General features: G+C 50.2%; 6 protein-coding genes. All 6 read left to right on the top strand.

Annotated elements, in window-relative coordinates; all coding sequences use genetic code 11:
* The first annotated feature begins 31 nt into the window (after positions 1–31).
* Positions 32–1,843 (top strand): choline/carnitine O-acyltransferase, encoded by a 1,812-nt coding sequence (locus Cabys_RS06515; RefSeq protein WP_006929448.1) that lies wholly within the window; start codon positions 32–34, stop codon positions 1,841–1,843.
* Positions 1,844–1,968: 125 nt separating this feature from the next.
* On the top strand, positions 1,969–6,633 hold the full coding sequence (locus Cabys_RS06510; RefSeq protein ID WP_006929447.1) for a type I polyketide synthase: 4,665 nt from the start codon (positions 1,969–1,971) through the stop codon (positions 6,631–6,633).
* Positions 6,630–11,321 (top strand): non-ribosomal peptide synthetase, encoded by a 4,692-nt coding sequence (locus Cabys_RS06505; RefSeq protein WP_006929446.1) that lies wholly within the window; start codon positions 6,630–6,632, stop codon positions 11,319–11,321. Before Cabys_RS06510 ends, Cabys_RS06505 begins: the two co-directional genes overlap by 4 nt.
* Positions 11,322–11,353: 32 nt before the next feature.
* Positions 11,354–20,332 carry a non-ribosomal peptide synthetase gene (locus Cabys_RS06500; protein ID WP_006929444.1) on the top strand — a complete coding sequence of 2,993 codons (8,979 nt, stop codon included), beginning with the start codon at positions 11,354–11,356 and terminating at the stop codon, positions 20,330–20,332.
* Between the two features lie 89 nt (positions 20,333–20,421).
* The gene (locus Cabys_RS06495) at positions 20,422–20,631 is read left to right on the top strand and encodes a type II toxin-antitoxin system VapB family antitoxin (protein WP_006929443.1); all 210 of its coding nucleotides are present in this window, start codon (positions 20,422–20,424) and stop codon (positions 20,629–20,631) included.
* On the top strand, positions 20,628–21,017 hold the full coding sequence (gene vapC, locus Cabys_RS06490; protein WP_006929442.1) for a type II toxin-antitoxin system VapC family toxin: 390 nt from the start codon (positions 20,628–20,630) through the stop codon (positions 21,015–21,017). The genes Cabys_RS06495 and vapC overlap by 4 nt, the downstream gene beginning before the upstream one ends.
* Positions 21,018–21,023 lie beyond the last annotated feature (6 nt).

Raw genomic sequence — 21,023 nt, 5'->3', positions numbered from 1 at the left:
CAACTTTAAAGTAAAGCATCAAGGGGTTAATATGGCGTACACAAACTTACTCGAAGGAGAGCGGACAAAGAATATTTACGAGCAATTAGCCGCCTATCCCAAACCGCCTTTAGTTCCTCTGCCGGCCTGGGATGAAATGATTTCACTGGAAGAAATGGGAATTAAGGATTCGGCTATTTCCAGGGCTATTGTTAAAGCGCTTATGACTTTAACCGGCTTTAAATCTTTTTACAAAAGCCTGCCCGACCGTCTGGAAGATGACTTAAGAAAGACCAACATGCGCGGCGCAGGACTTTTTGCCTTAATTAATTCCGCCACTCTGGCTTTAAAAGACGATCCCAGAAAGCTGACTGCTCTTCAACGCGCCGCCACTTTAATTATGGCCGTTTACGGTTTTTACGACGATTTAATGAGCGGAAAGCTGGCGCCGGATCGACATAAAGATCATGTTCTGGAAATGGGCCAGTATCCCAACTTTTTTGGCACCAGCCTGATCATCGAAAACGGGCGGGCGCGTCTTTTTAAAAGCAGTAAAACCGATCAGATTACCGTTATTTACCGTGGGCATTATTTTCTTATCAACGTGGGGCATCCCGGTCAGTCCACCTCCTTTGCCGAGCTGTTAGAAACTTTAACCAAAATTGTAAATCAGGTAAACCAGAACGGCGATGCGCCCAATGCTGCCTCGCCCGGTTTGTTAACCGGCATTGCGCATCCGGCGCAAATCAAAATCTTTTCCAATCTTCTGCATATCCCGCAAAATCGGCTGGCCTTCGAAAAAATTCGGCACAGCTTTTTCACAATCTGTCTCGATCTGGACGACCATCCGCAAACTTACGCCGAGGCTGCGCGCCTGACGCAAAGCCGGAATCACTTTAACCGCTGGTACCATTCCAGTTTGCAAATCGTGGTTTTTGGCAACGCCCGGGCGACCACCTTTTGCAGTTTCAACGCTTATTTAGATGGCAATCCGATGATGCGCGGCAGCGCAGAAATTCAAAAGCGCGCCGCCGCCGTTTCCCTGCCAGAAAACCAGACCCAGCCGGCCGTACTGTTAACCTTTAACAAGCTAAACTGGCAAATTCCGCCAGGACCGTTAAAAAAAGCCGAAAAAATCGCCGAGCGCGTGATCGACCACCAGCAGGCTACATTTGAGATAAACGGTACGGGAAAAAATTTCTTCAACCAGTTCAACATGCTGCCCGTCCCGGCCTTTATGGTCGTTCTGGCCATGGCCGCCAAACAACTATTCGGAAAACATCTGAATATTATTCAATACCTTTCCATGTCCAGATATCGTTGCATGAATTTGACCAACGCCAACGCCACGACGGAAGAGGTAAAGCAATTTGTAGATTACGTGCAAAACGAAGGCTTCAATCCCCAACAGGCGCTTGAGTTGTTCAAAAAAGCCATCGACTCGCAACGAACCGCTTACCGGGCTGCGCGCAAGTATTTTCCTCCATCTAAAATTATTTCCCTGTTTGTAAATACGCGCAAAGGATTCGCCAGATTGTGGGTCAATCTTCTGCTGGGCGTTAGCGTACTGATCTTAAAGATTGCGGGCAAATACCAACCGCAATCTATGGATATTCCCGTTTCGCATCCGGACATTTTCGAAGAGATTCCGGTGGTGGGACGTCCGGGCATCCGACTGCCCTACGCCCGCTACTTTGGTCTGCACTATCAAATCTGGGATGACAAAATCGTTCTTACCTATATGCCGGGCGTTACCTTAAAGTATTCCAATGAAGAATTGACAAAAGCTCTGGAAAATAATCTGACCATTGTAAAACAAATTCTGGAAAAATCTGCCGTTTTTAAGTCAGGTGTTTCAAGTTAAAAAAATGGAATGTCCTGTCGAATAAGTCACATATTGTACATGAAAAATGTCTAAATTAAAAATTCTGTAAAAATGGCTCGCCGATTGGGCGAGTCTTTTTTGAACCAGTTGAGGAGATTCCCTGAATGAGCGAAGAATTTACAGGCCTTGAAATTGCAATCGTGGGTATGGCCGGGAAATTCCCGGGCGCCGAAACCATTGAAGAATTCTGGCAATTATTGAAAGAAGGTAAGGAAGCCATCCGCTTTTTTACGGAAGAAGAATTGCAGGAAGCCGGTGTGGATGCGCAATTAATCAAAGATCCTAATTATGTGCCGGCGCGCGGCATTATTAAAGATGAAGATAAATTCGACGCCAGTTTTTTTGACTTCTTTCCGCGCGAAGCTGAAGTGATGGATCCCCAGCACCGCCTGTTTCTGGAAATCGCCTGGCATGCGCTGGAAGACGCGGGCTACACCGCCGAAACGTTCGAAGGTTTAATCGGTGTCTTCGCCGGGGTCAGCATGAACACCTACATCTATTCCTATCTGCTGAACCGCAAGGGCAACATTAGCGGCGCCGAAGGTTACCAGCTTTCGATCGGCAACGACAAAGATTTTTTAACCACGCGCGTCTCCTACAAACTGGGTTTAACCGGCCCCAGCGTGGACGTTCAAACGGCCTGTTCTACCTCGCTGGTTGCCACGCACATCGCCTGTTTAAATCTGTTAAATTACAACTGCGATATGGCGCTGGCAGGCGGTGTTTCCATTACCGTTCCGCAAAAACAGGGCTACCTTTACCAGGAAGGCATGATCCTATCTAAAGACGGCCACTGCCGCGCATTTGACGCCAAAGCCAGCGGCACGGTGAGCGGCAACGGCGCCGGCATTGTGGTGCTTAAACGGTTAGAAGACGCTCTGAAAGACGGCGACCACATCTACGCCATTATCAAAGGTTCGGCCTTTAACAACGACGGCGCCAATCGCATCGGCTACACCGCTCCTTCGGTGGACGGTCAGTCGCAGGTTATCGCCAACGCGCAGATCGTTGCTAATGTAAATCCCGAAACCATCACCTACATCGAAACGCACGGTACGGGCACCTCGCTGGGCGATCCCATCGAAATCAAAGCCCTCACCCAGGTTTTTCGCGAGCAAACCGATCGTAAGCAGTTTTGCGCCATCGGTTCGGTTAAAACCAACATCGGACACCTGGACGCCGCCGCCGGTGTGGCCGGATTAATCAAGGCAACCCTGGCTCTGCACCACAAACAAATTCCGCCGAGCCTTCATTTTGAAAAGCCCAATCCGCAAATCGATTTCGAAAATTCGCCTTTTTATGTCAACACGAAATTACGCGACTGGCAAACAGAAAACGGCGCCCCGCGCCGCGCAGGAGTCAGCTCCTTTGGCATTGGCGGCACCAACGTGCACGCCGTGCTGGAAGAAGCGCCGCAGATGCAGCCATCTGATCCGGCCCGGCCTTACCAGCTTTTACTTTTTTCCGCTAAAAGTAAAGAGGCGCTCGATCGACTGACGCAAAAATACGTGGAATTTTTCAAAAACAATCCGCAGGTCAATCTGGCCGATGTGGCTTACACCCTGCAAACAGGACGAACGCCGCTATTAAAACGCCGCGCTCTGGTTTGCCAGTCCGTTCAGCAAGCGCTGGAAATTCTGGAAACCAAAGACGCCAAACGGCTTATGACCCTGGGCCACGAAAAACAGCCGGAAGAGCCGCCCGTAGTCTTCATGTTCAGCGGTCAGGGCTCGCAGTACGTAAACATGGGGCGCGAACTGTACGAGCACGAAACGGTCTTTAAACAGGCCGTGGACGCCTGCGCCGATATTTTGCAGCCGATCATCGGGCTGGATTTAAGAGAGATTCTCTACCCCTCCCCCGAAAAGTTCGCATGGGCGCAGGAACAGATCAATCAAACACAATTTACGCAGCCGGCGTTGTTTGTTGTGGAATACGCCCTGGCCAGATTATGGATGCACTGGGGCGTGGAGCCGGCCGCCATGGTCGGGCACAGCATTGGCGAATATGTGGCGGCCCATCTGGCCGGCGTGTTCAGCTTAAAAGACGCGTTGTTTGTGGTGGCCCACCGCGGTCGCCTGATGCAAAGCGTAAAGCCAGGCGCCATGATCAGCGTGCAGTTGAACGAAAGCGATGTTCAGCCCTTCCTGGATGAACAGGTTTCACTGGCCGCCCTCAATGCGCCCGGCGTAACGGTTCTTTCCGGCCCTTTTGAAGCTATCGAAAAGATCGAAAAACAACTCAAAGAAAAGAGCGTGGCCTTTCGACGCCTGCACACCTCCCACGCCTTCCACTCTGCAATGATGGAACCCATTCTGGACGAGTTCCGCAAAATCGTAAGCAGCATTACGCTCAACGCGCCGCAACTGCCTTACGTTTCTAATGTCAGCGGCGGATGGATTTCGGTGGAAGAAGCTACCGATCCCGACTACTACGCCCGGCAGTTACGTAACGGCGTGCGCTTCATGGATAATTTAAGCGCCCTCATTCGGGAATTAAATCCGGTATTACTGGAAGTCGGCCCTGGAACCGCTCTTAGCACGCTGGCGCGCAGACATCCCGAAAAACAGCTCAACACCACCATTTTAGCTTCCATGCGTCACCCGCGCGAGGAGACATCGGATGTGGCCTTTATCTTAAACACCGTCGGGCGCCTGTGGTTGAGCGGCAAATTCATTGACTGGAAAAATTATTACGGCGATGAACGGCGGTTGAAGCTTTCGCTGCCGCGCTACCCGTTTGAACGCAAACGCTACTGGCTGGATATTAAAGGCGGCCTGGGCAGCATGGCCGTTGCTCAGGAAACAGACGAGCTGCAGAAGCTGCCCATGGAAAAATGGTTTTACGTTCCATCCTGGCAGCAAAAGGCCATGCCCCGCAAAAAGCCCGCACTGCCAGAAGAACAAAACTGGCTGATCTTAAAAGACGACACCGGGCTGGCGCGCAACTTTGTCGATTTTATCCTTAAAGAATCCCTGCCGCTGAAGTTAACCACCGTGGAGCCGGGCACGGCTTTCCATGATCAGGGCGAAAATAAATTTGCCATGCCCATCGACCATAAAGAGAGTTTTGAAAAGCTCTTTGAGCAACTAAAAGCCAGCGATCGGCTTCCGCAGCATATCGTCCACTGCTGGAACATCAACGCCAGCAGCCAGTCGTCCGACATTCTTGACGAAGCGTTTATCTCCGGCTATCTGAGTTTGCTGTACCTGGTTCAAACTCTGCAGAAAGTCGGGATGACTCAACCGCTTACCTTAACCATTGTCACCAACCACCTGTTTCAGGTAACCGGCTACGACGCCTACGCGCCGCTTAAAGCCATCATTCTGGGGTTAAGCAAAGTCATTCCGCAGGAATTTCCGAATATCTCCTGTAAGATTATTGATCTTAAACTGCCGCACGACGTCTTTGGCAGCCTGGAGCCCATGTCTCAGAATCTGATTCAGGAAGTCTTTGCGCACACCGACGATCCGGTTGTGGCCTTCCGTGCGCGCGATCGCTGGACTCTGGAATTCCGGCGCATCGAACTGCCGCAAAGCAATCCCCTGCATGGTTATTTAAAAAACGAAGGCCGCTACCTGATAACCGGCGGATTGGGACGCATCGGTCTGCGCCTGGCGCACTACCTTTCGCGGCAGGTTAAAGCCAGGCTCGCCCTGCTGGAAGTGGCCGATTTTCCTCAGGAAACAAGCTGGGCGCAATGGCTGGCAGAACATGACGAAAACGACGCCGTCAGCCAGAAAATAAAAACATTACAGACCATCAAAGAGAATGGCTCTGAAATTTTGATCTTAAAAGCCGATATTACCGACGCTGCTTCCGTTCAGCAGGCCGTTTCCAGAGCAGAAGAGCGCTTTGGCGGTCTGGACGGCGTAATCCACGCGGCGGGGTTGGTCGGCGAACAGGCCTTTAAACCCATTCCGGAATTAACGCGCGAAGACCTGGAAGCGCAGCTTGGCCCCAAACTGGTGGGCGCGCTGAATTTGCGCCGCGCCCTGCACCAAAAGACGCTCGATTTTGTGTTGCTGCAATCGTCCGTTTCCGCCATCCTGGGCGGCTACGGCTTTGGCGCGTACGCCGCGGCTAATGCCGGCCTGGACGCGCTGGTGTACCTGCAAAATCAGGACAGCAACAGCAACTGGCTGAGCGTTAACTGGGACGGCTGGAATTTTGACGAAACCATGCCCTCCGCAAACCAGGCGCAAATGGAAGTGGCGCGTCTGGCTTTAACCCCGGAAGAAGGCCTGGCCGCCTTTGAACGCATTTTCGCCAATCCGGGGTTTGGTCAATTGATCGTTTCTACCGGCGATTTACACCAACGGATTGCGCGCTGGGTTAAAGGCGTTCAAAAAGAAGAAACCGACGACGACAAAGAAAAAGCCATGCACGACCGCCCGGAGCTGCCTTACGAATTTGTCGCTCCGCAAAACGAGCTACAGGAAGAGATCGCCGTGGTGTGGCGTAAACTGCTGGGCATTCAAAACATTGGCATTAACGATAACTTTTTCGATCTGGGCGGCAACTCACTGATGGGCACACAGCTCATTTCCGAACTGCGCGCTAAATTTCAGGTTGAGCTGCCCCTGCGCGCCCTGTTCGAAGACGCCACTATTTCCGGCGTGGCCAAAATTATTGAACAGGAAACCGCCCAAAAAGAAAGCGCGCCCATCGACCAGGTGGAAAACCTGTTAGAACAGCTTAAATCCATGTCCGACGAACAGGCGGCCGAATTGCTGCGGCAAAAGAAAAACAAGGATGACCAGGAATGAACAAAGGATTTTCAACAGAAGAAATCATCAAACAGGTTCTGAGCTTACCGTACGAAAAACGCGAACTCTTTGAAATTTTGCTGCGCGAACAGGGTATTGAATTAAACGATCTGGTAATTTTACCGCAGCCGCGCAACACCAATCGTTTTCCGCTTTCTTTCTCCCAGCAGCGGCTGTGGTTTCTGGATCGACTGGAACCCGGCAGCCCGTTGTACAACATTCCTTCAATCCTGAGAATTAAAGGCGATTTAAATATCAAGGCCCTGGAAAAAAGCCTGAACGAGGTGATCAAACGGCATGAGGTGTTGCGCACCACTTTTGCCGAAGAAAACGGGCATCCTCTGCAGGTGATTGCGCCGGAACTTTACATTCCCATCGAACAGATCGACCTTTCGGCCCTGCCTGCCGACCAGCAGGAGCACGAATTTCATCGGATGGCCATGGAAGAAGCGCTTAAACCTTTTGATCTGACCAGCGGACCGCTCCTGCGCATTACCCTGTTAAAATTTGGTGAGCAACATTTTGGTCTGCTTCTGGTCATGCACCATATCGTGAGCGACAACTGGTCCACCGGCCTGTTTGTGCACGAGATCATGCGTCTGTACACCGCCAGCGTGCAGGGCAAACCGGCCAATCTCGAGCCCCTGGCCATCCAGTACGCCGATTTTGCCGTATGGCAGCGCAAATGGCTAAAAGGTAAAACCCTGCAACAGCAACTGGACTATTGGCGCCAAAAATTAGCCGGCATTCCGCCCTTGCTGGAACTGCCCCTTGACCGTCCGCGGCCGGCCTACCAGACCTACAACGGCAATTTTAAGCTGTTTGAAATTGCGCCCGACCTTGCAGAAAAATTACGCGATTTAAGCCGCCGGCAGGATGTCACCCTGTTTATGACCCTGCTGGCCGCCTTTTTTGTGCTGTTGCACCGCTACAGCAGTCAAAACGACATCTGCGTGGGCTCGCCCATCGCCAACCGCAACCGCAAAGAGACGGAAAATTTAATCGGCTTTTTCGTCAACACCCTGGTGCTACGCGCCACCATCGAAGACAACCCCAAATTCACCGAATTTTTAAAACAGATCAAAGAAACCACCCTGGGCGCTTACGCTAATCAGGATTTGCCCTTTGAGATGCTGGTGGAAGAGCTGCAGCCCGAACGGGACATGAGCCATTCGCCGCTCTTTCAGGCCATGTTCGTCATGAACAACGCGCCGGTTGAAAAATTGCAGCTGCCCGGCCTGGAAATCGAATTAATCGAACTGGAAAACAAGACCACCAAATTCGATCTCATTCTGAATGTTACCGACGGCGATTTGCCGCTTAAGTGTAAACTGGAATACAACACCGATCTTTTTAACGATCAGACCATGGATCGTCTGATTGCGCATTACCTGAAAATATTAGAAGAAATCGTCGCCGACCCGCAGATCCGCGTCGGCCAGATCAATCTTTTAACTCCGGAAGAATACAAATTGCTGGTGGAAGACTGGAGCCAGCCGGAAGCCTGGTACGACGAGCAGAAATCAATCGTCGGCCTTTTTGAAGAACAGGCTGCTAAAACGGCGGATTCCATCGCCCTGCGCGTCAAAAGCGAAGCGTTGACCTATGCTCAGTTAAACGCGCAGGCCAACCAGTTTGCCCGCTACCTGTTGAAAAAAGGACTTACTAAAGGGCAGATCATGGGCGTAAACGCCGACCGCTCGCCAGAGATGATTGTGGCCATGTTAGGCGTTTTGAAGGCCGGCGGCGTGTACCTGCCGCTCGATCCGGATTATCCTTTAGATCGGCTGGAGTACATGCTCCAGGATTCTGGCGCCGGCCTGCTGGTAACCAAAGGCTATTTTAAAAACCAGCCGCAAGCCCTGGGCGAAAAAATATTTTTAGATGAAGAGTGGCCGGCCATTTTAAACGAATCGCCGGAGAATTTGAACGTTAACTTAGAGGCGCAGGATGTGGCCTACGTCATCTACACTTCCGGTTCCACTGGCCAGCCTAAAGGCGTGGAGGTTCAGCACGGCCCGCTGGCCAACCACTGCCAGGACATGAAAGACTACTACCAGCTCACAGAAGACGACAACGTGTTACAGTTTGCGGCATTAAATTTCGACGCTTCCATCGAACAGATTTTGCCGCCTTTAATCAGCGGCGCCACGGTGTGCATGCGCGACAACGAAATCTGGAGCGCAGCCCAGTTCGCGCAAAAAATCAAAGAGTACGATTTAACCGTCATCAATCCGCCCACCGCCTACTGGAATCAATTTGTGCAGGAACTGGCCAAACAACCGGAACTGCTGCCCGAAAACCGCATTCGGCTGATCATTGTGGGCGGCGATGTGTTCCGCCTGGACACACTGCAGGCCTGGCAAAAAATCAATCTAAAAGGCGCCCGACTGCTCAACGCCTACGGGCCCACCGAAACGGTCATCACCGCTTCTACTTTTGCGGTGCCTGCGCAGTTTGAGGGCCGATCCGTGCCCATCGGACGACCGCGCGCCAATCGCGAATTTTACGTCATCGATCCTTACGGCCATCCGGCGCCCATCGGCATTCCGGGCGAGCTGCTCATTGGCGGCGGCAATCTGGCCAAAGGCTATTTAAAACGCGACGATTTAACAAAAGAACGTTTTGTCCTCAATCCCTTAAAACCGGAACGAGGGCGCGTTTACAAAACCGGCGATCGCGTGCGTTTTCTGGCGGACGGCAACATTGAATTTTTAGGACGGGTGGACCATCAGTTAAAAATCCGCGGTTTTCGTATTGAATTGGGTGAAATCGAATCCATTCTCAACGAACTGCCGGGCATCAAACAGGCCGTGGTGCAGGCCTTTGATGTGGAGCGACGCGACAAAACTCTGGTGGCCTATTACGAAGCCGAAGACGGCCAGGAACTAAAGCAGGAATTATTGAGAGAAAAATTACGTCAATTTTTACCTGAGTACATGATTCCCGCTCTTTTTATCCGGCTGGAAAAAATCCCCCTCACTCCGGCCGGTAAAATCAACCGCCATGCCCTGCCCAGACCTGATTTTTCCAGGATTCGTTCTTCCGCGCCGTTTGTTGCGCCGCGCACCGAATCGGAAGAAAAGTTGGCGAGAATCGTGCGCGAAATTTTAAACATTGAACAGGTTGGCGTGTTCGATAACTTTTTTGAACTGGGCGGCCACTCCATGATGGCCACGCAGGTGGTTTCAAAAATTCAGGAAGAGTTTGGCGTTAATCTGCCCCTCAGAACTTTTTTCGAGTATCCCACCATTGACGGCATTGCCAACCAGATCGCCGAAGCGCAACTGGAACAGGAAAGCCCGGAAGAATTGGAATCCTTACTGGCCGAACTGGAAGATTTAAGCGACGAAGAAGTAAGCAAACTGTTAGAAGAAGGCGAAAACGACGAGTCTGCTTCCATGACGCAGCCTGAAGCCAATCCATCCATCATACCGCCTAGAAATGAAGTGGAAAAATACATTTTAGAATTGTGGAAGCAGGTTCTGCAGGTGGATGAACTTTCTGTTACCGACAACTTTTTTGCCCGGGGCGGAGACGATCAAAAAGCGCAGCGCTTTATTCAACAACTGATCGATGACTTTCATCACCTGCCGCCGCCCGGCGTTTTGCTTTACGCGCCCACGGTCGAACAATTTGCCCTGTTCATGCAGGAATATTTCTCCGATTTCGTTGAAAAAAAATTCGGCAAGGTACCGCCTTTACCACAGGATTGCGCCGAAGAAAGATGGCGGGCCATTGCAAACGAACCTGTACTTACGGAAGAGGCGCTGGAGCGGTTTAAAAAAATTATTGTGCCCTTACGTGTTGATTCTTCTACCGCCCCACAAAAAAACAAGCAGGCCATTTTTATCTTCTCTCCGCCGCGCTCGGGCTCAACCTTGCTGCGCGTCATTTTGCAAGGCCACTCCCGGCTCTTTGCCCCGCCGGAAATGGATCTTCTCTCCTTTAACTTTTTAAAAGAACGACACGAGTTTTTTGAAAAAAGCGGGCTGCTCCTCTGGAATGAAGCCATCCCCAGAACGTTAATGGAAGTCTTTCACTGCGATGAAACGGAAGCGCAGGAAATTTACGACGCCTATCTCCGGCAGAACATCTCCACCCATGAATTTTACAGGCGCCTGCAAATGAAGATCAATCCACAGCTATTTGTGGATAAAACGCCCGCTTATGCCATCGATCTAAACATTTTAAACCGTGCGGAAGAAGAATTTGAAAACACGCTGTACATTCATCTTCAGCGCCATCCGTACGCCACAATTTACTCCTTTCTGGAGGCCAGGCTGGATCAGAACTTTTTTAAATTCGAACATCCTTTTACCCGACGACAGCTGGCCGAACTCATCTGGTTAGTTAGCCATCTGAATATCATAAACTTTTTAAGTCAAATTCCGGAACAGCGAAAATATGTACTAAAATATGAAGATCTGCTCCAAAATCCGGAAAGAGAAATTCGCCAATTGTGCCAGTTTTTAAAGCTGCCTTTTGAGCCGGAGATGTTAGAACCCTATCACGGCGATAAAATGACCAGCGGCATGCAAAAAAATAGGCAAATGGTGGGCGATTACAAATTTTACCTGTATCGCAAAATCGATCCCAGAGCGGCCACGCGCTGGAAAAATTTCCACCATAAAGACTTTTTAAGCGAAATGTCCATCGAGGTGGCCAGAAAGCTCGGATATTTTTAACATGCACACGAAAGGACAGGAGTAGAAAATAGATGTCTGATGATTTAAAGAAACGACTGGCAGGCCTTTCCCCTGAAAAAAGAGAGTTACTTTTAGCCAAATTACGCAAAGCCCAAAAAAGCGCTCCGCGCGCCGCCATTAACGTACGTCCGGACGCCAGCGACTTTCCTCTTTCGCACAGCCAGAAAGGTTTTTGGGTGCTGGAGCAGCTGAACGCCGGACTGGCCATCAACAACATTCCGTCCGCCGTGCGCATAAAAGGGGCGCTTAATATTGAAGCCTTTAAAAAAGCGCTGAATCACATCGTGCAGCGCCACCAAATTTTACGCGCCAATTTTAAGACTGAAAAAGGGCGCCCCAAACAGACGATTAGGCCTTTTGTTGAACTGGATGTGCCGCTGACTGAATTAACGTTCGACAATGAATCTGAGAAAGAGGAACGATTACAAAAACTCATCCACGAAGAAGCCACCCGGCCCTTCGACATCTCCAGGGATTTGTTGCTACGCGTTAAGCTCATTAAAATCAAAGAAAACGACCACGTACTCTGCACTACATTTCACCATATCGTCGCCGATGCCTGGTCGGTTGGCGTGTTCGTACGAGAGCTGCTCTCCGCTTACCAGGCCTATGCCAGCGGTCAGAATCCCGCATCGCCCCCCCTACCCATCCAGTATTTTGACTACGCTTACTGGCAGGAAAAATTCATCAACAGCGCCGAAGGACAGGAACAGATTGCCTACTGGGAAAAACAACTGGACGAGCCGCAGGGCAGGCTGGAACTGCCTTACGATTTTTCGCCTTCCTCCAGCGTCACCAACCGCGGCTTTCATCTGCCGTTTGATCTGGGAAGCGAATTAAGCGCCAGAGTGCTTGAATTTTGCAAGCAGGAAAAAATAACGCCCTTCGTCTTTTTAGAAGCCGTTTTTTCGCTTTTACTGGCCAAGCTCACCAACCGAACGGATATTCGCATCGGAACGCCGGTTGCCAACCGCGACAAACCGGAGCTGGCCAACCTGATCGGCCTGTTCATCAATGTGGTGATTCTTAAAAACGAAGTGGCCGACCATTTGACCTTCAGGGATTATCTGAACCGCGTGCGGCAAACGATTACCCAGGCCGTGGGCCATGCAACCATTCCGCTGGAAATACTGATCAACAAACTCTTCCCTGATCGGGACACCAGCGACAATCCTTTGAGCAATGTGCTGTTCGACTTTCAGGAAGTCTCTTTACAAAAGGGACGCTTTGGCCCGCTGGAAGTGGAGCCGCTGGAACTGGAAACGGGCTCCATCAAGTTTGACCTGGTGCTGTCCATCAACATCACCGACGGCCTGATCCGGGGTTCGTTTGGTTACAAAAGCGATCTGTTCAAAAAAGAGACCGTCGAACGCTTCATAAAATATTTTAAAAACTTAACGCGTCAGGCCATCCAGAATCCGGATACCAGAAGCTGGCAACTGCCCATTCTGGATGCCGTTGAACAAAACCACATTCTGGAAAACTGGAGCAGGGGCAGGCAGGAGCCGCTGCCCGCAGGCGTGTGCGTTCATCAGCGGTTCGAACTAAGGGTTGAAGAATCACCCCAGGCCATTGCCTTAATCGATTATTCTAAATCCGATTTCAGCCAATCTCCGGAAAAGCTAACTTATGCCGAACTCAATCGGCGCGCCAATCAGATTGCTCATTATTTGATCTCACAAAATATCGGACCTGGCGATATTGTGGGACTGGCCATTAACCGTTCGAACCGATTGTTTATGGCCCTGCTGGGCATCCTTAAGGCTGGGGCCGCCTATCTTCCTATCGATCCCAATTATCCGCAGGAACGCATTCGCTACATTCTGGACGATTCGAAGCTAAGGCTTATTTTAACCGAGGAAAACCTGGCCGAATATTTTAAGGAATCAGGCGCCGACATTCTGCCTATCGACGCCAACCAGCCATTGCTGGCCCAATTTTCGACCGAAAACCCGCAAGTGCCTGTGCCCCAGAATGCGCTGGCCTACTTAATTTACACATCCGGATCGACCGGCAAGCCCAAAGCCGTAATGGTGCCCCACCGCTCGCTTTTGAACCACACTCGGACCATGTGCAACGAATACGAATTTACAGCAGGCGAAAAGATTCTGCAGTACATCTCCATCAGTTTTGACGCAGCCGCCGAAGAAATTTATCCGGCGCTCATGAGCGGCGCCTCGTTAGTGCTTCCGGGTCATGCCAGCGAATTAAGCGGTTTCGATCTTTTAAATTTAATTCAAAAAGAACAGATCAACATCATGCATGTGCCGGTGCCCGTCTGGCATTATTTTATCGACTTTCTGAGCGAACGGGGCGAAGAGATTCCGCAATCGATTCGCATGATGCTGGCCGGCGGCGAACAGCCGTCCATTCAAAAATTCCGCCAGGCCGCCCGTCTGTTGCAAAACAAAAAGGCCGTTTTTGTCAACCTTTACGGCCCGACCGAAACCACCATTGCCAGTACATTTTTCCACACCGAAATGGATGAAGAAAAATCCTTTGAATACAATTTTATTCCCATCGGCAAACCCATCCCAAACGACCGCGTGTACTTGCTCGACCGCGCACTGCAGCCGGTTCCGCAGGGCGTTCTGGGAGAAATCTACATCGGCGGATTTGGCGTGACTCACGGCTACTTAAATCGGCCGGATTTGACGGCCGAGCGCTTTTTGCCGGATCCTTTCAGCAAGGAACCGGGCGCGCGCATGTACCGCACCGGCGATCTGGGTCGTTTTAATTCCAACGGCGAAATCATTTTTGCCGGGCGCGTTGATTTCCAGGTTAAAATTCGCGGCTTTAGAATCGAACTGGGCGAAATCGAAGCCGCCATCGAGCGCCATCCTTCCGTCAAACAATGCGTCGTTTTCGCTCAGGAGCAAAACGGCTCGGAAAAGAAGCTGGTGGCTTACATTGTTCCGCAAAACAAAGACGATTTTTCCGAAGAAACGGTGCGCCACTGGCTGGCGGAAAGACTGCCGGACTACATGATTCCATCTTTTTTTGTGACGTTAAAAGCCATTCCGCTCACGCCCACCGGCAAGGTAGATCGAAAAGCCCTGCCCGATCCGTTTAAAGAAGGCGTGGGCGCCGTGGGCGAAAATTACGTACCTCCCACCACCAGGCTGGAAAAATTTTTGTACGACATGTGGAAAGACATTCTGGGCATGGAACAGATTGGCATCCACGACAACTTTTTTCAGCTTGGCGGCAGCTCCATTCAGGCGGCCACCTTTGTCAATCGCTTGCAGGACGCCCTGGGCGAATACGTTTACATCGTGGCCATTTACGACGCGCCCACCATCGCCGGGCTTTGCGAACTGCTGAAAAAAGATTATCCGGACGCCGTTTACCGCATCACCGGCGAAAAAGTGGAAAAGCGCGAAGAAAAAGAGCGGATTTCTGAAGAACAGGCCGCCTTTTTCCAGAACATCATCAAAACGCCCGGGCCGCACATCAGCGTCAGAGGGCCGAAAAATCCGCCGGCTGTGTTCGTGATCTCGGCGCCGCGCTCCGGATCGACCTTAACGCGCGCCATTCTGGGCGGTCATCCTAAACTGTTTGCGCCGCCCGAACTGCAGCTACTGAACTTTAATACCCTGCAGGAGCGTAAGAACAACCTGACCGGCCGCGACGATTTCTGGCTGGACGGAACGATCCGCGCTATCATGGAAATTAAAGAGTGCGACGCCGACGAAGCGCGTAAAATCATGGCCGAATTCGAAGAAAAAGACTACTCTGTTAAAGATTTTTACCGCGTCATGCAGGAATGGCTGGGCGACCGCCTTTTTGTGGACAAAACGCCCAACTACGCCCTGAGCGCCGATATTTTACGCCGCGCCGAAGCCTACTTCGAAAACGCCATCTACATTCATCTGATCCGCCATCCGTACGGCGTCATCCCCTCTTTCGAAAAGGCGCGCCTGCACGTTTTTTATCCGCCGTTCTTTACTCAGGAACACCCGTTCAATTCACGTCAACTGGCGGAACTGGTCTGGCTCATCAGCCATCGCAACATTTTGACCTTTTTACAGGAAATTCCGCCGGAACGGCAATTCCGCCTTTACTACGAAGACCTGGTGCAGGAGCCGGAAAAAACCATTCAGAGCGTGTGCGATTTTCTGGGCATTGATTTGCACCCGGATATGTTAGAACCGCAAAAAAACAGCCACAAACGCATGCTCGATGGATTAAACGATCTTTCCAAAATGCTGGGCGATGTGCGCTTTCATGAACACAAAGGCATCAGCGCGGATCGGGCCTACAGCTGGAAACGCACGCTCACCGAAGATTACCTGAGTGATTTAACCTGGCAGCTGGTGGAAGAATTGGGTTACGAAAAACGCAAAGAATTGGAATATTCCATCGGTAAAGTCATCCGTCCTATTGAGCCATTGAAACCAGACGAAAAACCACAGATGTCTTTTGCCCAGCAACGCTTGTGGTTCCTGGATCAATTAGAGCCGGACAACCCCTTTTACAACATGCCCATGACGGTACGCATCAAGGGGCCAATTAAACGTCATTTACTGGAAAAAGCCATCAACAAAGTGGTTGAGCGTCATGAAAATTTACGCACGGCGTTTAAAACCGTTAACGGTCAACCTGAGGTGGAAATTCTTCCCCGCCTCCATACGCCCATTGAATGGCTTGACTTAAGTCAGCTGTCGCCTGAAGAACAGAACCGGCAGATTGAAACGCTGATTAAAAACGAAGCCAGTACGCCGTTTAAATTGAGTCAGGCGCCGCTTTTCCGCGCGCGTTTAATCCAGCTGCAAGACGACGAAGCCATTTTTATTTTGAACATGCACCACATCATTTCCGATGGTCTTTCGCTGGAAATCATGATTAAAGAGGTCAGCGCCTTTTACCAGGCCCTGTTGCAGGGCAAGGAAGCGCAATTACCGCCGTTGCCCTTTCAGTACAGCGCTTACGCTAAATGGCAACGCCAGTGGCTGGAAAGCGAAGTTTTACAAAAACAACTCCGTTTCTGGCAAAATCAACTTTCGGGCGCGCCCCAACTATTAAAATTACCAACCGATTTCCCAAGACCTAAAGTGCAGTCTTTCAAAGGCAGTAAAACGTACCTGGAACTGCCTGCGGAACTCAGCGCTAAAATCAAAGCAATAGCCAATCGTCACAGAACAACGCCTTACGTGGTTCTGCTTTCCGCCTTTTCCATTTTACTGCACCGCTATTCCGGGCAGGACGATCTGGTCATTGGCACGCCGGTTTCCGGTCGGACACGCAAAGAAATTGAGAACCTGATTGGCTTTTTTGTCAATTCCATTCCTTTACGTTTTGAATTAGAAGGCAATCCCTCTTTCGACGAACTGTTAGAGCAGGTGCAAAAAATGGTTCAGGATTCCCTGGCCAACCAGGACGCGCCCTTCGAAAAAATAATTGACGCTTTGAATTTAGAGCGCGATACCAGCTACACGCCCCTTTTTCAGGTAATGTTTATTTACCAGCAAAATCCTTTAAAGAAGATGGCGCTTTCCAATCTGGAAATTGAGCCCTTACAGGTGGAAACCGGCACATCCAAGTTTGACCTGAGTCTGGCCATGATTGAAGATGAAGATCAATTCAGGGGCATGGTGGAATACAACACGGCGTTGTTCAAAGCGCAAACCATCGAAAAATTCATCGAGCATTTTACCAACTTGCTGCGCGATATTGCTCAGGACGAACAAAAACCGGTACGCGCCTTAAATCTGTTGAGCGAAGCCGAAAGGGAACGCATCCTGAGCGGTTACGATCGGTTCAGTCGCAAGCCCGTCTCCGAACACGTTAACGTGGTCGCTCTTTTTGAAGAGCTGGTCAAAAACGAAGCGCAGCATCCCGCCATTTTAACGGAAGATGCTGCACTAACTTACGATCAGCTCAATCGGCGCGCCAATCAACTGGCCCACTATCTCAATCACGCAGGCATCGGGCAGGAAGATGTGGTGGCCATTGCCCTGGAGCGTTCGCCTGAACTTTTTGTGGGCCTGTTGGGCGTTTTGAAAAGCGGCGCGGCTTACCTGCCTATCGATCCCCATTATCCGCAGGAGAGAATCGATTACATTTTAAACGACTCCGGCGTAAAACTTGTTTTAACGCAAAAATCTCTGGCCCAGCGTTTTGCCGGCCATAACGGTACGACGTTGGCGCTCGACGACGCCGCCCTGCCTTTTGACGCCGAATCTGCTGAAAATCCGCGGCGCCATATTGAGCCCGAAAATCTGGCCTATCTGATCTACACATCCGGCTCGACCGGCAAGCCCAAGGCCGTGATGGTGGAACATCGTTCGCTGGTCAATCATGCGCTGGCCATTAAAGAGATTTACCAGCTTACGCCGGAAGACCGCATGTTGCAGTACATCTCCATCAGTTTTGACGCGGCAGCAGAAGAGATTTACCCCACGCTGCTCAGCGGAGCGGCTCTGGCGCTGGCCCCTTCGGCTACAGAAATGACCGGAGCCGACCTGGTCAACATCATCAAACGGCACCAGATCAGCATTTTGCACCTGCCGGTTCCCATGTGGCACTATTTCATCGATTATCTAAACGAAAACAACCTTTCGATTCCGGACTCCGTGCGCATGATGCTGGTAGGCGGCGAAGCGCCATCCATCCAAAAATTTCAACTTGCCGGTACACTGACACGTAAGCCGGTGGTTTTTATGAACATGTATGGGCCGACCGAAGCCACCATAACCAGCCTCTATTACAAAACATTACTGGATGCAACGAAAAATTTTGCGCACAATGCTCTGCCTATTGGTCAGGCCATTAACAATGTCCGTGTTTACATTCTGGACACGGCTATGAATCCCGTTCCCACAGGCGTGGCAGGCGAAATTTACATCGGCGGCGCGGGCGTAACGCGCGGCTATTTAAACCGGCCAGATTTAACGGCCGAGCGCTTTGTACCGGATCCTTTCAGCAGCGAACCCGGGCAACGGCTTTACCGAACGGGCGACCTGGGTTATTTTAACCAGCAGGGCGAAGTCGTTTTTGCCGGCCGCGTTGACTTTCAGGTTAAAATTCGCGGCTTCCGCATTGAATTAGGCGAGATTGAAAATGCGCTGGAACAACATCCGGGCGTTAAAGAGGCCATTGTGCTGGCCAGATCGCTGGAAGGCGCCGATAAACTGGTGGCCTACCTTATTCCCGAACAGGACGCCTCCCTGACTATTGCCGAGCTGAGAGATTTTCTGGCCCGCACCCTGCCCGATTACATGATTCCTTCTTATTTTGTGGCGCTGGAAAAATTCCCGGTTACGGCCACCGGTAAGATTGATCGTAAGCGACTGCCAGAGCCGCAAATTTCCGAAGACCGTCTGGAAAAGAACTACGTGGCGCCGCGCAACGAGCGGGAAAAAATGCTCGCTGAAATCTGGCAGGAGGTCTTAAAACTGCCCAAAATCGGCGTAAAAGACAACTTTTTTGAGCTGGGCGGCGACTCCATTTTGAGCATTCAGGTCATTGCCCGCGCCAATCAAAAAGGTTTAAAGATTTCGCCGCGTCAGTTGTTCGAATACCCAACCATCGAAGGGCTGGCCTCGGTAGCCGAAGAGGGCATCGCCATTCAGGCCGAGCAGGGGCTGGTGAGCGGCTCTTTTCCGCTAACACCCATTCAAAACTGGTTTTTTGATTTGAACCTGAACCAACCGGCGTACTGGAATCAATCGTTAACGATTCGACTGCGTGAGCCGCTAAACACGGAAATTCTCAGCCAGATTACCAGCAAAATTCTTGAACATCACGATGTGCTGCGCGCTACCTTTGTGCAGCAGGACGGGAAAATTGTAGCCGAAATCCCGGCACAGGCCGCGCAAAACCCGTTTTTCATTCATGATTTACGCGGACTCAGCGGAAACACGTTAAATGAAAAATTACAAAACGAAGCTCTTAAGGCCCAGTCCGGCTTTGACCTGAGCATTGGGCCGCTCATTCGTTTTGACTATTTTCAAACCGACGAACACGACCTTTTGCAGATCACCATCCACCATCTGATTGTGGACACGGTTTCCTGGCGCATTTTAAGCGAAGATATTTTACAGGCCTACAACCAGTTGCTGGCCGGAAAAGAGGTCATTCTTTCGCCCAAAACAACTTCCTTTAAATACTGGGCGGAAAAATTGCAGCAGTACGCGCAAAGCGAAGAGGTGGCCCGCGAACTGGATTTCTGGCGGCAGCAAATCGAAGGGCCGCCAATCAGTCTGCCAGTGGACAATCCAGTCGGGAAAAATGTGGAGCAAACCGCCGACAGTGTTAAAGTGGCTCTGGGCAAAGAAGAGACCGAACAGCTGCTGCGAGAAGCGCCGGCGGCCTACAACACGCAAATCAACGAACTGCTGCTGGCAGCCCTGCTACGCGCCTACTACCGCTGGAGCGGCCAGTCTGATCTGCTGCTCGATTTAGAAGGCCACGGCCGCGAAGACCTGTTTGAAGATGTCAATATCTCCAGAACGGTGGGCTGGTTTACGGTCAGCCATCCCTTGCGCTTAAAATATGACAGTACCTGGCAACCGTCGGATTTGATTCGCCAGGTGAAGGAACAGTACCGCGCCGTTCCAAACCATGGGATTGGCTACGGTCTCCTCAGGTATTTAAGAAAAGACGCCAATGCTTTAATTCCCGATCAGCCGGCGCCCATTGGCTTTAATTACCTGGGCCAGTTTGAGCAGGAAAACAATCAAGCCGGTGATCTGGGAGAACCAATCCCGGCCTTAGCTCCGGAACGGGCTCCTGAAAATCAGCGCATTCATCTTATTGAAATCGGTGGAAATGTGGTTAACAATGTCCTGAACATGAATTTCTCTTTTAGCGCAGAGCAATTTAAAAAGGAGACCGTTGAACGCTTTGCCAAGCTTTTTACTGAAGAGTTGAAGACCTTAATCGAACACTGTCTCTCTCCGGAAGCGGGCGGCTACACGGCCTCCGACTTCAAAGAGGCAGGCATTGATGATGAAGACCTGGATGCATTGTTAGAGGAATTAGAATAAGCTCGAATTGAATGATTATTTTTTATTGATTTGATGAATAATTATTGCATATATTATTAATGATTTTATATGCAAAACAGGAGTAAAAAATGCGTACAACCATCAATATTCCAGATGAAATCATGAAAGAACTTTTATCCTACTCTCAAACCAAATCAAAAACGAAAGCAGTTTCTGAAGCATTAAAGGATTGGATTCGTATGCAGAAAATCAAAAAGCTAAAATCATTACGAGGTAAGTTAAAGATCGAAATGGATCTGGAAAAACAACGAGCTGAGGATTTAAAGGACCTTCCATGAAAAAAGAAAATATTTTTATAATTGACACCTCGGTCTGGATTGAATATTTTCGCCATGGTAAAGGTGAAATTTTTGATTTAATGGAAAAATTAATTGATGAAAACATGGTACTGCTTTGTGGACCAGTAGAAATGGAAATTCTATCCGGACTTCGATTAAATGAACAAAAACAAATTTCAGAAATTCTCAATCTTTTACCTTTTAGTAATTCTGAAAGAGAAGATTACAGATTAGCAGGTAAAATGTTTAATGATTTAAAGAAAAAAGGGATTACAGTACCTCCGATCGATTGTCTAATTGCCGCCATAGCCATTAGAAGGGGAGCAAAAGTTTTAACTCTGGATAAACATTTTAAATATTTCGACGCATTAGAAACAAATCTCTAATTTGTG

The organism is Caldithrix abyssi DSM 13497, assembly GCF_001886815.1.
GTDB classification, from domain to species: Bacteria; Calditrichota; Calditrichia; order Calditrichales; family Calditrichaceae; genus Caldithrix; species Caldithrix abyssi.
Note: the sequence above shows the minus strand (reverse complement) of the source record. Positions and strands in the feature narration are given on the sequence as shown.

Excerpts from the sequence above, each read along its gene's own strand:
- Cabys_RS06515 (WP_006929448.1), top strand. The coding sequence starts at position 32 with ATGGCGTACACAAACTTACTCGAAGGAGAGCGGACAAAGAATATTTAC.
- Cabys_RS06510 (WP_006929447.1), top strand. The coding sequence starts at position 1,969 with ATGAGCGAAGAATTTACAGGCCTTGAAATTGCAATCGTGGGTATGGCC.
- Cabys_RS06505 (WP_006929446.1), top strand. The coding sequence starts at position 6,630 with ATGAACAAAGGATTTTCAACAGAAGAAATCATCAAACAGGTTCTGAGC.
- Cabys_RS06500 (WP_006929444.1), top strand. The coding sequence starts at position 11,354 with ATGTCTGATGATTTAAAGAAACGACTGGCAGGCCTTTCCCCTGAAAAA.
- Cabys_RS06495 (WP_006929443.1), top strand. The coding sequence starts at position 20,422 with ATGCGTACAACCATCAATATTCCAGATGAAATCATGAAAGAACTTTTA.
- vapC (WP_006929442.1), top strand. The coding sequence starts at position 20,628 with ATGAAAAAAGAAAATATTTTTATAATTGACACCTCGGTCTGGATTGAA.